This window comes from Alistipes montrealensis, from assembly GCF_018362775.1.
GTDB lineage: Bacteria > Bacteroidota > Bacteroidia > Bacteroidales > Rikenellaceae > Alistipes > Alistipes montrealensis.
This window is the reverse complement of sequence record NZ_JAGYXY010000003.1, coordinates 220846-234648: the sequence shown is the minus strand read 5'-3', so window position 1 is coordinate 234648 and position 13803 is coordinate 220846. Positions and strand designations below refer to the sequence as shown.

Genomic DNA, 13803 nt, shown 5'->3' with positions numbered 1-13803 from the left:
TGTTCCGAAAACGACTACGGAACAGGGGGCAGGCAATGGAAGGGACGGAAGAAGCTGTCCGGACAAAGTTCCGTGCCCCGGAAGCGGTCATTCCGGATGTTTTCACATCCGGAGTTTTTGAGGAATAATTGCGACATGGCATGAAAAACCTTTTACCCACTTTCATCACATCCCTTTTCACCTTGGGGATCATATTCAGCTCTTGTGCCCAGAATCGGAAAGAGCCCAAGGCTTTCCGACTGCCGGAAATACCGTCCGTTCTGGTCGTACCCCAGGAACGAGCAGCCTATCTGGCCATACATTATTGGGATCATTTCGACTTCACAGATACCGCGCTGATCGACATGCCGGAGATCACAGAACAGGCGTTCGCCGATTTTCTCGGGATACTGCCCTATACCGACAGGGCACAGGAGGCTGTAGATACGCTTTTCCGGCGTGCCGCGGCAGAAAAGGAGATGCTTTACCATTTCATTTCGCTTTCCGACAAATACCTCTACGAGCCCAATTCGCCGATGCGCAACGAAGATCTGTACATCCTCGTGCTGCGAACCCTCGTCGCCCAGCCCACGATGGACGATACGGATAAAATCAGGCCCCGTCACCTGCTGAAGATGGTTCTGAGGAACCGTCCGGGAGATACGGCAGCCGATTTCGACTATCTGCTCCGTAACGGCAGCCGGGGACGGCTCTCGAAGATCGAGGCGGAATACACGTTGCTGTATTTCAACGATCCCGACTGCGGGGACTGCCGCCGCGTAAAGGAGTTTCTCACAGCGTCGGAAACGATAAATTCATTGTTGAAAACCGGACAGTTGGCGCTCCTGTCCGTCTGCGTGGAAGGCAGAACGCCCTCGTGGCAGAGTTCGACACTTCCCGACGGTTGGATTAACGGCTGCGACGAGGGGCAACGCCTCACGCGCGAAGAGGTTTACGACTTGAAGGCCATGCCGACGCTCTATCTGCTCGATGCAGACAAGAAAGTTATTCTCAAGGACGCTTTTCCCAAACAGATCGAAGCATGGCTTGCAGAACAATGTAACTGACATGGGAAAAACCGAAAGACTTGTGCGTATAACGAGCGATCGCTATCGACGGCCGAAACAGTTCCGATATTTTTTCTATCTCCGGAGATAATGTCGAGAAACGGCCATGATGACCGACGGGATTCGTGCCGCCAAATATTTTGAGTGGAAATCTTATAACGTTCGTCGTCGAGTGCTTCTTCCAGATCCTTCGCAAGTCGGAAAGTTGTGTCTTTATATCGGGTCATAACTGGAATACTTTGAGAAATTGAATTATTCGTAGTCCGCCAGGAAGTCCCGGACAATCTATCCGAAAATGCATGAATCCTGTTCGACGGTCATTCTGAACGTCAGGCAGAGGGATGCCAGCTCGGAGAGCATCAGATACCCTACTCCCATTTGAAAATGTGACAATAGCCGACAGACGCTAATTGTCGCCGTCGTGTTCGGCCTCGCCTTTATCTATCTTCTCCTTGTTATAGCGCAAAGCACCGCCGGGCGAGGAACCCGATCTTATATTCGCAACCACTCCTTAGCTTGTTTTGCGAGGTTCAGAATCTCGATACTGAGAGCCTTCAGCTCGCGGGTTCGCTGCTCCAGCATAGCGATCTGATGCGGGATCGCGACGTTGGAGAAGTGCGCATTGATGACCTTTACAATCTGGTTGTAGTTATTTCCCAACTTTTGAAATTGGAAATAAAAGTCGTTTAGTCGGGCGACAAACTGCACTTTGGAAGGGTCGCGTCTGATGACGACGAACTCCTCGCCGAAGATACGTTTGACGATAAAACGGCTGCGGTTGTGTTCCAATCCGGCTTTGCAAAGCAGTTCATTGAAGCGAATGTTCTGCTCTTCATTAAGCCGGAAAGAGTACTTATAACTCGCAGTTTCAGGCTTCCGGGCATTTCTGTTTGTCTGTTTTCGGTTGGTATCCATAGATAGCTTAAAAAAGGGCCGCGACTGGGGAGCGACCCCGGCCTCGCAGAGCGAGCACCTTTGTCGGACAAATGCCAATTTGTCGGACAAAGGTACAGCTCGCTGTTTCCTGGCGAAAACAAAAATCCGCGGCGGAAAATTTTTTGTAAAAACTTTGAAAAGCCTCCGCTACGGCCTCCGAGGGCGGGTCTTTCCCGGTGCAATATTACAACCGTGCGGGCGCCAAAACAAACCCTCGGTGCGGACTGGAGCGGTCTGGAGCGGACATCGGAACCGAGGTATTTCAGTCGGTTGTATCTTGCAGCATGAAAGGTCGGTTTTCTTATTCCGTTCATTATCCCGATATAAACCGCATGAAACAGAAAACGGTATTTTGAATGGTTTAAAACATAAAACCAAACATACATGCTTTACGACTGCAAAACGAACAATCAATTTCAAAAACGTTACACCATGGATTCATTCAAAGAAAAAGACAAACTCGCACCAAAACCTTCAAAGCGTCCCGTATCGAAGTCGACGAGGAACTGATGCATCCGATGATCGCCAGAGGGTTCCTATGGATTCGAAAGTCAATAATGGTATTTTGAATGGTTTAATCCAACGAAGCAAACATACACGCTTTACGACCATATAGCTAACAATCAATCTCAAAAACGTTACACCATGTATTCATTAAAAGAAAAAGACAAACCCGCACCCAATCCTTCTAAGCATCCCCGTATCGAAGTCGACGAGGAACTGATGCGTCAGATGATCGCCGGACAAGCTCCTTTGGACTCGAAAGTCGTCCGCAGGATTCCCGAACCGGAAGAGGAAGATACGGACGCTTCCGAGGCAAACACCTCGGAAACTCCATCCGAAGCACCAGTATCGACTGCTGAAAAAACAGATGTCGACACCCAAACGACTACTGGAAAGGAGCCTGCCGGCTTTCGTCGTAAAAAGCTCGCGCTGCCGGACTTCAAACGCACCTTCTTCGCACCGGTGGATTGCCGTAACCGTTCGGCGATCTATGTCAGCGCCCAAACCAAGCACAAAGTATCGGAAATACTCCACCTGCTGGGAGATGATAATACAAGATTAACGGCCTTGGTCGACAATATGCTGCGCTTTGTAATCGGAATTTACCGTGACGAGTTAAACTATCTCCATGAGAAAAAGAATAACAGACGACCATTTTAAACAGACAATGACCGATTACTTTGGGTTTCTGATATACGTGTCGTAGAGTCAATAGCCTGTGGGTAGCGTCCGGGGCGCAGAAAGCCGCCTTTTCCGACGGTAGCGTTTAGCAAAATGCCGGAGATGGAAATATGCAAGGCTCGCCCCTCGGGCGATTCGCATGGCCTTGCATATTTTCATCTCCGGCGATAAATTCCCTGCCGGCGGAAAATTACATGAATATTAGATTACTGTGCGACTTTGAAGACACCATTGAGTTTCTCGCTCAACGCCGCCATATCCCGGCCGATCTTGTCATTGGTAATTTGGGCGTAGATTTGGGTCGTGGTGATATGTTTATGTCCCAGCATCTTGCTGACTGTTTCCAGAGGTACGCCTTGCGAGAGCGTAACCGTCGTGGCGAAGGTATGCCGCGCCATGTGCATCGTCGGGTTGAACGGTAATCCGGCGTGTTTGGCGACATGACGTAACGACATGTTCATCGTCTTATAGTAGCGTTTGATCGGAAAGACTTTATTACCTTCCAGATGCAGGTCTTTATAACGGTCGTAGATCATTTCGGCAACGGGAAGGAGTTTGACCCGGAACTGCGTACCTGTCTTTTGCCGCTTGTCGATAATCCAACGATCCCCGTTGTCGTCCGTGTGAATATCGGCATGGGTCAGCTTTGCAACGTCCGAATGGCTCAGACCCGTAAAGGCGCAGAAGACGAAGACATCCCGGTTGATGCCCGTTCGGTAGTTGGGAAGTTCGACGTCCATCACGGCCTGCAGTTCCGAAGCGGACAAATAGCGCCGTTCGGCGTATTGGGGCCTGACATGGAACCCGGCGAAAGGATCGACGGCAATCCAGCCGTTCTTATACGCTGTATAGGTCATCAGACGCAATTTCTTGACCCCGGCACAGATCGTCCCGGAAGCAAGACCCTTTACCGTGGAGAGGTAAACGACGAACTTTTCGATAAACTCCCGTTTCAGCTCTTTGAACGCAATGTCTTTGACGTGGTATTCGTATTCGAGGAAAGCGGCAAGACGCCTGCGACGCAGACAGTAATCCTCATAGGTGGAATAAGCGCGATCCTTACCGACACGTTTGAGGAACCCCGTAAGGTATTCGTCGAAGGTCTGTAACAAAAGACGGCAATCATCCCCCATACCGAGGAAGGCGTTGCGAACCTTTTCGGCCGTGACATACGAATCACGGTCGCAAAGGCGTTGATACTGTTTGCCGATATTGGTCTTGATATTTTCCAGCTTTTCGTTGATGCGTTGCGATTCGAGGCTTTTGCCGGAGGCTTTGTTCGCTTTGGCATCCCAGAGAGAAGAACGAACCGAGAGTTTGCAGCTGAACTGCGACATCGTACCGTTAATGGTGATACGGCCCATAACGGGAACCTGACCCGATTTCTCCGACTGCCTTTTCACGTAGAAAAGGACTTTGAAAGTACTGCGTTGCATAATAACTTGAACTTTGAGGATTGGTTAAACGTTTAGTCAAGTTATTTGTTATGCGGAAATTCGATGCAACACACTGAAAACGACTGTCTTAAATGCAAATAAAAGCATTTCGGGCAGGTAACGGATAAGTAACACAACTCACCGTTAAACCTGCCCGATTTTGCAATTCTATTGCTCGGAGCACATGCAGAACAGAGAATTAAATATCTGAAAACAAGATATTTACTCTTTTCTGCATAGTCCGTTACCTACAACAGCCCGGCCTTTTCAGGTCGGGAGTTTTTATTAGCGCCGGGATACGGCTCTTTCCGGGAAATGTGTTATTTCAGCAGGTTGTCGTCTTCGTCCTTGTATTCCGATTTCGAGGTGAAGACCCCGCCGAGGCTTTTCAACGCCTTGACGGCACGCACCCGGAAGCTGTCCATCAGCGACCCGTCCTTCGAGACGGTTCCGTAGCCCGTTACGGCGCGTGCCCGGCGTTTGCGGACGAAGGCAATGCGGCCGTAGGGTTTGAGACCGAGTGCCAGCGATCCGTCCTCGCCGCGGATAATGTCGGTGCGGATGCCGACTTTGCGGGCCAGGGAGGTGTTGTAGGCGAAGACCAGTCCCCGCACGCTCAGTTCGGGGCGCTTGAACGACTGGAGCCACAGGTGCATGTCGCGGGCCAGTTCGTAGAACCAAAGCCCGAGGGCCGAGTGTGCGGCGTCGGGAATATAGCTCCACAACGAACTGACGGCTACGACGCCCTTGCGTTCCAGCGCTTCGACCATCGTTTCGACGTAGCGCGGCGGATACATCGTGTCGGCGTCGATATTGATGTGGTATTTGCCGCGGGCGCGGCCCAGTCCGCAAAGGCGTGCATGGCCGCATCCGGGCGTCGTTTCGCGTTTCCACGGCAGTCCCAGGGCTTCGAACACCTCCGCCGTGCGGTCTTTCGACATATTGTCCGTGCCGATGATCTCCATCGGGTAACGGCATTGCTGTTCGGCGAGCGACCAGAGGCACGCCGTCAGCCGCTTTTCTTCGTTGTAGGCGATGATCGACACGGTTACCAATGGTTTGTCCGACTGTCGTTCGGCGAGTTTTGTGCGCACTTCGGCGACGACATCCGCGGGGACCTCGGCGAAGGGCTTTTCATAGACGGGAAGGTATTTCGAATACCATTTCATACGAATCCGGATTTAGATTAACAAAGATACGATTAAATTCCGCACCTCCAAATGATTCGCATGTTGGTTGCAGCGTGCGCCGGTCCGGCCGGAGATATCGTCGGATATTCGATGTGTTTGCCTATTCGCAGTAGATCATCTTCTTGGTCATACCGCCGTCGACGACGAGGTTCTGCCCGTCGATGAAGTCGTTTTTAGGGTCGGCCAGGAACAGGCATGCGCGGGCGATGTCGGCGGGCCGCCCGACGCGTCCCGACGGATGCTGGCGGCGGTCCTGCTCGGAGATGGAGCCGAAGTTCCCGTTGTCGATCCATCCGGGACTGATGCAGTTGACCGTGACGTTGTAGTCGGAAAACGAGAGGGCCAGCGCATGTGTCAGCGATACGATGCCGCCTTTCGAAGCGGCGTAACCCTCCGAGCCGGGTTCGCTCTGAAGCCAGCGCGTCGAGGCGATGTTGATAATGCGTCCGTAGCGCGTACGGCCTTCGGGCGTATTGCGCCGTGCGGCCATCCACTGTGCCGTGACGAATACGGGCCGCAGGTTGACCGCGAGGATGCGGTCGAACTGTTCGAGGGAGGTTTCCGCGAGGGGTGAAAATTCGCTGATCCCGGCATTGTTGACGAGGATGTCGATATCGCCGAAGCGTTCGCAGGCTGCTTCCAGCGCATTGCACAGGGCGTCGGCATCGACTACGTCGGCAGGATAGAAGTCGGCTCCGGCGGCGCGGGCCGTCGCTTCGCCCAACTCTGTATTGATGTCGCAGAATGCCGTTCGGGCGCCTGCGAGGCGCAGCGCTTCGACGATGCCGCGGCCGATGCCGTGGGCTCCGCCCGTGACGAAGGCGGTTTTTCCGGTGAGGTTTTTCAGCATAAGGCTCGGGTTTCTGGATAGGCGGCGACGCAGGCCGTCACACTGCCGCAGGCCGCCGGAACATGGAGTTCCGGGGCCGCTGCGGGCGTGATGAATCGGAATCGTATATTCTGCTTGTCCATTGCGTCGTTGTACCGATGCAAAGGTGCGAAAAAATCCGCGGATCTACTTGCTCAGGTTGAGAAAAATTCCCGCGTCGTTGAAGATTTCGACCATTCCGGGGGCGGTCGCTTCGCGGTTCCAGTCGCGCTGGAGTTCGCAGGCCAGTTGGGCGATGCCCGTCAGGTGCGCTCCGGCCTGGGCGATGCGTTTCAGGGCCGCCTTGTGCGCCGCGCGCGAGGTTCCGCCTACGGCGTCGACGACGGGGTAGACCTCATAGCCCTCGGCGAGTGCGTCGAGCGTGGGGAAGGTGAGGCACGCCTCGGTCCACAACGCCGTCATGATCAGCTTGCTGCGGCCCGTGTCCTTGACGGCCTCGTAGAACTCCATGTCCTCCCAGGCGTTGATCGACGTGCGGTCGTAGGAGGGGATGCCGCCCAGTATGCGTTTCAGGGCGGGGATGGTGTCCTTGCTGCCACCGGCGACGTTGACCGTCGAAAGGAGCACCGGAAGGCGGTAGTTGCGGGCGATGCGCGCCACCAGCAGGATGTTGCGCACGAGTTCGGCACGGTTCATCGAGTTGACCGAATCGATCTGCGCCGGTTGGTAGTCGATGACCACGAGGACCGAATTTTCGGGAGTCAGGAGCCGGTCTTTTTTCGGGTCCCGGACGGGTAAACTGCTCATAGCTGTAAAATTTGAAACGTTTTGCCGGGAAGGGCGCAAAAACCGTTCCCTGCCTGCTGTTTTCGGGCCGCGGCAGCATCGAATAGCGATTTATTTCCTACTTTTGCGCTGAAATCGAAATCAGTTATGAATCGTATAAAAGGCATTCTCTGGGCGGCCCTCTCCTCGTCGACATTCGGGCTGGCTCCGCTGTTCACCCTGTTGCTGCTGGGCGTGGGTTATTCCTCGTTCGAGGTGCTCACCTACCGCTGGGGAGTCGCCTCGCTCTGCCTGGGGGCTTACGGCCTGTTGGCCGGGTGTAATTTCCGCCTCGCGGGGCCCCAGTTGCGCACGGTGTTTTTCCTGAGCCTGTTTCGTGCTGTAACGTCGCTGAGCCTGGTGTTCGCCTACCAGAACATCGCCAGCGGAGTGGCTTCCACGATTCACTTCATGTATCCGCTCGTCGTGGCCTGCGTGATGATCTGTTTTTTCCGCGAGCGCGGCTCGGTGTGGACCTTTGCGGCGATCGGCATGTCGATCGTGGGGGCGGTGTTGCTGTCGCTGGGCAATGTCGATTTCACGCGCGGCGACACGACGCTGGGAATCGTCTCGGCGATCGTTTCGGTCGTCTCCTACGGCGGTTATATCGTGGGCGTGCGCCGGAGCCGGGCAGTAGAGATCAATTCGACGGTGCTGACCTGCTATGTGATGGCTTTCGGTGCGCTGTTCTTCACCGCGGGCGGATTCCTGACAGGCGGCATCCGGCTCGAAACCGACCCGCACACGTGGCTTTACATCCTCGGAGTAGCCATCCCGGCGACAGCCGTTTCGAACATGGCACTGGTGCAGGCCATCAAGAGCATCGGACCGACGCTGACTTCGATATTCGGGGCCATGGAGCCGGTCACGGCCGTGGTGATCGGTATTTGGGTCTTTGCCGAACCTTTCACGGCGAAGGGTGCGGCGGGGATACTGTTGATCGTGGCGGCGGTGTCGATCGTCGTCCTGCGGAGCCGCAAAGAGTAGCCGAATTTCAAAACAACCGATGATATGGATGCGATATTGGAAAACGTAGCCGGTCTCCAGCGCGACGAAGCGACCTCTTACGAGGTCTACCGGCGGCTGGCGGCCATCGAGAAAGACCCGGCGAACCGCGACGTGCTGCTCCGCATTGCAGCGGACGAGAAACGCCATTACGCCCTGCTGCGTGCCCGTACGGGACGCGAGGTCGCACCCGAACGGCGGAAAGTGTGGCTCTACATGTGGCTGGTGCGCCTGCTGGGACTGACCTTCACCGTGCGGCGGATGGAGCAGGACGAGACGGCTTCCGCGGAGGTCTATGCGCGGTATCCGGACATGGCGGATTTCGTGCAGATGGCCCGTGACGAAGAGCGGCACGAGCAGGACCTGATCGGAATGATCAACGAAGAGCGGCTGGAGTACATGGGGTCGGTCGTACTGGGGCTGAACGACGCGCTGGTCGAATTTACGGGCGCATTGGCGGGTTTCACGCTGGCGCTCGGCGATTCGCGGCTGATCGCCCTGACGGGAAGTATCACAGGCATTGCCGCGGCGCTTTCGATGGCCTCGTCGGAATACCTTTCGACCAAGTCCGACAACGCCCCGGGCAAGCATCCGGTCAAGGCCGCAGTCTATACCGGTATTGCCTACGTCATAACGGTCGTCGCCCTCGTGCTGCCGTTCGTGCTGATTTCGAATGCACTTGTCGCATTGGCTGTTATGCTGGCGGCGGCGCTGCTGATTATCGCACTGTTCAACTATTATTACGCCGTGGCGCGTCGGGAGAGTTTCCGCCGCCGGTTTACCGAGATGGCTGTGCTGAGTTTTTCGGTGGCCGGAATCAGTTTTCTGATCGGTTACCTGCTGAAAGCCGTGACCGGCATCGAGGCGTAAGGGTTTCGGGCAGGCATGAAAAATCCCGGAGTTTTGCGCTCCGGGATTTTTGTGTTTTACAGCGTGAAGACCATTGCGATCGGGTAGTGGTCCGAAATGAACGGCGCTCCGTAGTTGCCGTCGAGCGTGGCGAAAAGCGTGCATTTGAGCTTGCCGCGGAAATAGAGGTGGTCGATGACGATGGTGTCGGGCGCCGAGCCGAACCCGTTGAACGTTCCCTTGTGGTCGGTCGTCGCGGCCTTGGCGCGGGCCGAAGCCATGTATTTGGTCAGCGGCTTGAAGATCGGGCTGTCGACCGGGGTGTTGAAATCGCCGCCGACGATTGCCGGGGCTTTCTTACCCGCAATTTCATGGATTTTTTCGACGAGTAGTTTTACGCCCTCTTCGCGTGCTACCTTGCCTTTGTGGTCGAGGTGGGTATTGAAGTAGAAGAACTCCTTGCCCGACTCCTTATCCTTCAGTTCGACCCACGTCACTGTGCGGTTGCAGGCTCCGTCCCAGCCGCGCGACACCTTGTCGGGCGTTTCGCTGAGCCAGAACGTGCCGCTGTCGATGAGGTCGAAGCGGTCGCGGAGATAGTAGACGGCCATGGTTTCGCCCTGCTGGGCGCCGTCGTCGCGGGCTGCGCCAACACGGGCGTACTGCGGACATTCGGCGTCGATGTATTGCAACTGGTCGATGAGCCCTTCCTGTACGCCGAATACGTCGGGAGCCTCCTGGCTGATCATCTGCGGCGTGGCGTGGCGGCGTTTCATCCAGGCGTTGTCGCCGTCCTTGCCGCCGCTGTTGCGCAGGTTGTAGGAGATCAGTTTGATCGGCTTTGCGCCGTTTCCGGCGAATGCCGGCATCGAGAAACAGGCTGCGAGCAGCAGCAGAAGTGTTATTTTCTTCATTGGGTTATGGATGTAGTTATTTTACAAAGTTAGGAATATTTTTCGGAATGGCAATCTTTCGTCAGTCCAGCAACGTTCTCTTCAGGCGTTCGAGACCTTCGTCCAGCAGTTTGCGCGGGCAGGCGATATTCAGGCGGATGAAACCTTCGCCCGCAGCCCCGTACATTGCACCGGAGTTCACGTGCAGGCGGCCTTCGCCGAGCAGCTTTTCGGTGAGGGCGTCGGACGACAATCCCGTGGCCCGGCAGTCGATCCAGGCGAGGTAAGTGCCTTCCAGCGGCAGCACGGGGAATTGCGGCAGGTTGCGGGCGAAATAATCCTGCAGCGCGAGGTAGTTCTCCCGGAGGTAAGCGTTCAGGGCGTCGAGCCACTCTGCGCCTTCGTTGTAAGCCGCGGTCAGGGCTTCGATGGCGAAGGGACTGATCATGCCCGTTTCGTTGATTTCGAGCGCCCGCGTGATCTTCTCCCGGATTTTAGCGTCGGCCGCAAAGATGTTCGCAACCTGCAATCCGGCGAGGTTAAACGCCTTGCTGGGCGAGGCGCAGGTGACCGAACGACGGCAGAACTCCTCCGAAAGCGAGGCGAACGGCGTGTAGCGGAATCCCGGCATGACCAGTTCGCAGTGGATTTCGTCGGCTACGACGAATACGTCGTGACGCAGGCAGATGTCGCCGATGCGCCGCAGCTCTTCGGGCGTCCAGACCCTTCCTGCAGGATTGTGCGGGTTGCAGAGCAGCATCAGTTTCACGCCCGGATCGGCCGCCTGACGTTCCAGAGCGTCGAAATCGACCGTATACGTATTGTCTCGGCAGATCAGTTCACACTCGGCGGGTTTGCATCCGCTGTTGTCGATGGCGATGAAGAAGTGGTTGTAAACGGGCGTCAGCATCAATACTTGGTCTCCCGGACGGGTCAGCGCCCGGAGAATGGCCGAGAGGGCCGGGATCACGCCCGTGACGGGGAGTATCCAGCCGGATTCCGGGGTCCAGTCGTGCCGCCGCGCAAACCATCCGGTAACTGCGTCGTAATAGCTCTTCGGGACTGTTGCATAGCCGTAAATGCCGTGGTCGACTTTCCGGCGCAGTGCCTCGACAACGCACGGAGCCGTGCGGAAATCCATATCGGCGACCCACATCGGCAGGATGTCGGCGGCCGGTTCCTCGTCCCACTTCACCGAGTTTGTGCCCCGGCGCGGAATGATCTCATCGAAATCGTATTTTGCCATATCGTTGTATGCTTGTCTTACAAAGTTACGAAAAAATCCGAATCGCCAGCGGTTATCCCTTGATCATCAGGTCGTCGAGGCAAACCTTCGGGACGTAATGCGTTCCGTTTTCGCGGTAATAGGCGTGACTGCCTCCTTCACGAATGGGCGTCAGTTCGATTTTTTCGAGACCCCGGCCGATGGCCAGGATCAGCAGCGGGTCGGGTTCCAACCTAAATTCCCGTTTGATCGATTCTTTGTCGAAAGCCCCGATACAGATGCCGTTCAGCCCGATCTCTGTTGCCTGCAAGAGCATGCTTTGTGCCGAAATGCCCAAATCGATATCGACATAGCGGTCTTCTTCGACCGTCGAGCAGATGATGATAAAGGCATTCGGCTCTGTGCCCGGAAAGGGTAGGTGAAGCTCGGGCAGAGCGCCTCCAAGGCGGATATGCTTCAGCACTTTGGGGGCTTCGTCCGACAGGACGGGCCGGAAGCGCAATACCTGCTGATTGCGGGCCGAGGGTGTTTTCGTATTGACCTCGATAATGCGCCGGAGTTGATCTTCGCGTACGGTGAAACTCGTGTCGTACCCGCGATAGCTGCGGTTTTTCTGCAACAACCGGCTTAACGTCACCAGCGGGCGGCGGCCGGACTGGCCGGCTGTCCGGGTCCGGTACTCTTCCATTTTCCGTTCTAAATAGTTGTCTGCCATTTGCGATTCTTGTTACCTCTGACAAAGATACAAAACCGCGGGGAAATCACACGCGGATTTCATGACCTTTTGTAAGCCGGACTACGGTATATGGGCTGCCGGAAGTGCATGGTGACGGGATAAAAACAAAAACGAGGCAGTCGTCGACTACCTCGTTTCCTTTGCTGGCGGTGCGTAGGGGACTCGAACCCCTGACCCCGTGCGTGACAGGCACGTATTCTAACCAGCTGAACTAACGCACCATTCCGGTTATTGCGAGTGCAAAGATACCGTTTTTTCTGAAAACCGCAAATATTTGCGGCATATTTTTTTAGTTTACCGTGCCGAAGCCTGATGATCGTGCCGAAGGCTGGGGCCACGAAGCGTCTGGAACCAGGTGCAGGGTGAGTTGGCAATATGATTTCTTTCTAAGAAACCACATATGGCTGTACAAAAATATGTTTTTTTGTTTAAAAGACCAAACAAAACAGGCTCGTTTTTCTTTGAAAAAAATCCCCCCCCCTCGTAAAATCGCTTGTAAATTAGCAGTTTGCATAACGATCTGTGTTTTTAGATTCTTCAAACAAATCTTTTATTCCGATGCCTCCGATCGGTCATTCGACTATGTACCAAAAGGGATAATGCCAAAATGTTTATCATAAAAAGGACATATCATGTTTTTATGAATAGATAATCATTGTTTTAGTCGGAATTGTGGTTTCTTAGAAAGAAACCATTCATAGCATAACTCGTATTTCCAGTATCAGCGTCAGATTATTGAGAGTGAGAATTGTTCCGGGAATACTTGGGACAGCTTGGTGTATGGCTGAATATCAGAGTATATGAATGCATTCTGGCATGGTTGCGATATACTCCCACCGAAGATTCGTTTATATTGAAATATCGGATGTGATAATGAAAAATTTGATTAAAGGATTCTTGTTCCTGAGCCTGACGTTTTGCGGCGTTTGTGCACAGGGACAGCGGATCGCGGTTAAAACCAATCTGCTTTACGATGCCCTTTATACCATAAACATCGGAGTAGAGGTCGGAATGGCGCCGCGGTGGACACTCGACGTATCGGGCAATTACAACGGTTGGACGTTGTCGCATGAACGGAGGTGGAAACATTGGCTCGTGCAGCCCGAGGCGCGCTATTGGTTTTGCGACCGCTTTGCAGGGCATTTTCTGGGAATGCATATACTGGGCGGCAAGTATAATATAGGTGGACTGAAAAACGGCATTTCGTTTCTGGGAACCGATTTCTCGAAAATCTCGGAGCGCCGCTATCAGGGCTGGTTCACCGGAGCTGGCGTCGCCTATGGCTATGCCTGGATTCTGGGTACGCACTGGAATCTGGAGGCCGAATTGGGTGTCGGATGGATCTATACGCGATTCGACAGTTATCCGTGCGCCAGATGCGGACGAAAGCTCGCCGAAGACCGGCCGCACCATTATGTGGGGCCGACCAAAGCGGCTGTAAATCTGGTCTATACCTTTTAATTCATGCAGTCATGAAGGCAAATAATATTTCGAAAATTCTTTTCTTCGGATTGTCGTTTTTGCTTGCGGAACAGCCGACGAAGGCGCAGCCGATCCTCGACGGTCGGGTGACTGTATCGAATCTGGCCGTGTCGCGTGCTGACGAGAAACTGTTCGTAGCGATGGACATCGATGTTTCGGCACTGGA

General features: G+C 54.6%; 13 protein-coding genes and 1 tRNA gene. 5 read left to right on the top strand and 9 right to left on the bottom strand.

Translation table 11 applies throughout. The features are described from left to right. Positions 1-140 precede the first annotated feature (140 nt). Positions 141-1046, top strand: a complete 906-nt coding sequence (locus KG007_RS07185; protein WP_213347875.1) for a DUF5106 domain-containing protein — start codon at positions 141-143, stop codon at positions 1044-1046. Between the two features lie 492 nt (positions 1047-1538). Here KG007_RS07185 and KG007_RS07180 read toward each other — a convergent pair whose 3' ends face one another. Continuing rightward, positions 1539-1961: a plasmid mobilization protein gene (locus KG007_RS07180; protein WP_213347874.1), complete on the bottom strand. Its 423-nt coding sequence runs from the start codon at positions 1959-1961 to the stop codon at positions 1539-1541. Between the two features lie 666 nt (positions 1962-2627). Between KG007_RS07180 and KG007_RS07175 the strand changes: the two genes are divergently transcribed. Continuing rightward, complete coding sequence (locus KG007_RS07175) at positions 2628-3146, top strand: DUF3408 domain-containing protein (RefSeq protein WP_213347873.1); 519 nt, start codon at positions 2628-2630, stop codon at positions 3144-3146. A gap of 227 nt (positions 3147-3373) precedes the next feature. Here the strand turns inward: KG007_RS07175 and KG007_RS07170 are convergent, their stop codons facing one another. The 4 genes from KG007_RS07170 to KG007_RS07155 form a co-directional block, all read right to left on the bottom strand. Then, complete coding sequence (locus tag KG007_RS07170; RefSeq protein ID WP_213347872.1) at positions 3374-4603, bottom strand: site-specific integrase; 1230 nt, start codon at positions 4601-4603, stop codon at positions 3374-3376. A 320-nt stretch (positions 4604-4923) separates the two neighbouring features. Continuing rightward, entirely contained in the window at positions 4924-5772 is an 849-nt protein-coding gene (locus KG007_RS07165) for a glycosyltransferase family 2 protein (RefSeq protein ID WP_195460566.1), read from the bottom strand. Between the two features lie 121 nt (positions 5773-5893). Beyond that, positions 5894-6643, bottom strand: a complete 750-nt coding sequence (locus tag KG007_RS07160; RefSeq protein WP_213347871.1) for an SDR family NAD(P)-dependent oxidoreductase — start codon at positions 6641-6643, stop codon at positions 5894-5896. A gap of 165 nt (positions 6644-6808) precedes the next feature. Next, entirely contained in the window at positions 6809-7429 is a 621-nt protein-coding gene (locus KG007_RS07155) for a hydrolase (RefSeq protein ID WP_213347870.1), read from the bottom strand. Between the two features lie 126 nt (positions 7430-7555). Between KG007_RS07155 and KG007_RS07150 the strand changes: the two genes are divergently transcribed. Both KG007_RS07150 and KG007_RS07145 read left to right on the top strand, forming a co-directional pair. Further along, positions 7556-8434, top strand: coding sequence for a DMT family transporter (locus KG007_RS07150; RefSeq protein ID WP_213347869.1), 879 nt, complete (start codon positions 7556-7558; stop codon positions 8432-8434). 24 nt (positions 8435-8458) lie between these two features. Continuing rightward, entirely contained in the window at positions 8459-9322 is an 864-nt protein-coding gene (locus tag KG007_RS07145) for a VIT1/CCC1 transporter family protein (protein ID WP_213347868.1), read from the top strand. A gap of 56 nt (positions 9323-9378) precedes the next feature. On the opposite strand, the gene KG007_RS07140 is transcribed toward KG007_RS07145, so the two are convergent. From KG007_RS07140 to KG007_RS07125, 4 genes are all read right to left on the bottom strand, one after another. Further along, complete coding sequence (locus tag KG007_RS07140; RefSeq protein ID WP_213347867.1) at positions 9379-10215, bottom strand: endonuclease/exonuclease/phosphatase family protein; 837 nt, start codon at positions 10213-10215, stop codon at positions 9379-9381. Positions 10216-10276: 61 nt separating this feature from the next. After that, a complete protein-coding gene (locus tag KG007_RS07135; protein ID WP_213347866.1) occupies positions 10277-11440 on the bottom strand; it encodes a MalY/PatB family protein in 1164 nt (387 codons plus the stop codon). A gap of 52 nt (positions 11441-11492) precedes the next feature. Further along, on the bottom strand, positions 11493-12134 hold the full coding sequence (locus tag KG007_RS07130) for a nitroreductase family protein (RefSeq protein WP_195460549.1): 642 nt from the start codon (positions 12132-12134) through the stop codon (positions 11493-11495). Positions 12135-12299: 165 nt separating this feature from the next. Beyond that, positions 12300-12376: transfer RNA gene (locus KG007_RS07125), tRNA-Asp, on the bottom strand. Positions 12377-13028: 652 nt separating this feature from the next. Between KG007_RS07125 and KG007_RS07120 the strand changes: the two genes are divergently transcribed. Next, a complete protein-coding gene (locus tag KG007_RS07120; protein WP_213347865.1) occupies positions 13029-13616 on the top strand; it encodes a DUF3575 domain-containing protein in 588 nt (195 codons plus the stop codon). Positions 13617-13803: the final 187 nt, after the last annotated feature.

What these genes read in the sequence shown, in the direction of transcription:
- KG007_RS07160 (WP_213347871.1), bottom strand. Translation starts at nt 6,643, where the DNA reads ATGCTGAAAAACCTCACCGGAAAAACCGCCTTCGTCACGGGCGGAGCC.
- KG007_RS07165 (WP_195460566.1), bottom strand. Translation starts at nt 5,772, where the DNA reads ATGAAATGGTATTCGAAATACCTTCCCGTCTATGAAAAGCCCTTCGCC.
- KG007_RS07175 (WP_213347873.1), top strand. Translation starts at nt 2,628, where the DNA reads ATGTATTCATTAAAAGAAAAAGACAAACCCGCACCCAATCCTTCTAAG.
- KG007_RS07150 (WP_213347869.1), top strand. Translation starts at nt 7,556, where the DNA reads ATGAATCGTATAAAAGGCATTCTCTGGGCGGCCCTCTCCTCGTCGACA.
- KG007_RS07155 (WP_213347870.1), bottom strand. Translation starts at nt 7,429, where the DNA reads ATGAGCAGTTTACCCGTCCGGGACCCGAAAAAAGACCGGCTCCTGACT.
- KG007_RS07135 (WP_213347866.1), bottom strand. Translation starts at nt 11,440, where the DNA reads ATGGCAAAATACGATTTCGATGAGATCATTCCGCGCCGGGGCACAAAC.
- KG007_RS07120 (WP_213347865.1), top strand. Translation starts at nt 13,029, where the DNA reads ATGAAAAATTTGATTAAAGGATTCTTGTTCCTGAGCCTGACGTTTTGC.
- KG007_RS07130 (WP_195460549.1), bottom strand. Translation starts at nt 12,134, where the DNA reads ATGGCAGACAACTATTTAGAACGGAAAATGGAAGAGTACCGGACCCGG.
- KG007_RS07180 (WP_213347874.1), bottom strand. Translation starts at nt 1,961, where the DNA reads ATGGATACCAACCGAAAACAGACAAACAGAAATGCCCGGAAGCCTGAA.
- KG007_RS07145 (WP_213347868.1), top strand. Translation starts at nt 8,459, where the DNA reads ATGGATGCGATATTGGAAAACGTAGCCGGTCTCCAGCGCGACGAAGCG.
- KG007_RS07185 (WP_213347875.1), top strand. Translation starts at nt 141, where the DNA reads ATGAAAAACCTTTTACCCACTTTCATCACATCCCTTTTCACCTTGGGG.
- KG007_RS07140 (WP_213347867.1), bottom strand. Translation starts at nt 10,215, where the DNA reads ATGAAGAAAATAACACTTCTGCTGCTGCTCGCAGCCTGTTTCTCGATG.
- KG007_RS07170 (WP_213347872.1), bottom strand. Translation starts at nt 4,603, where the DNA reads ATGCAACGCAGTACTTTCAAAGTCCTTTTCTACGTGAAAAGGCAGTCG.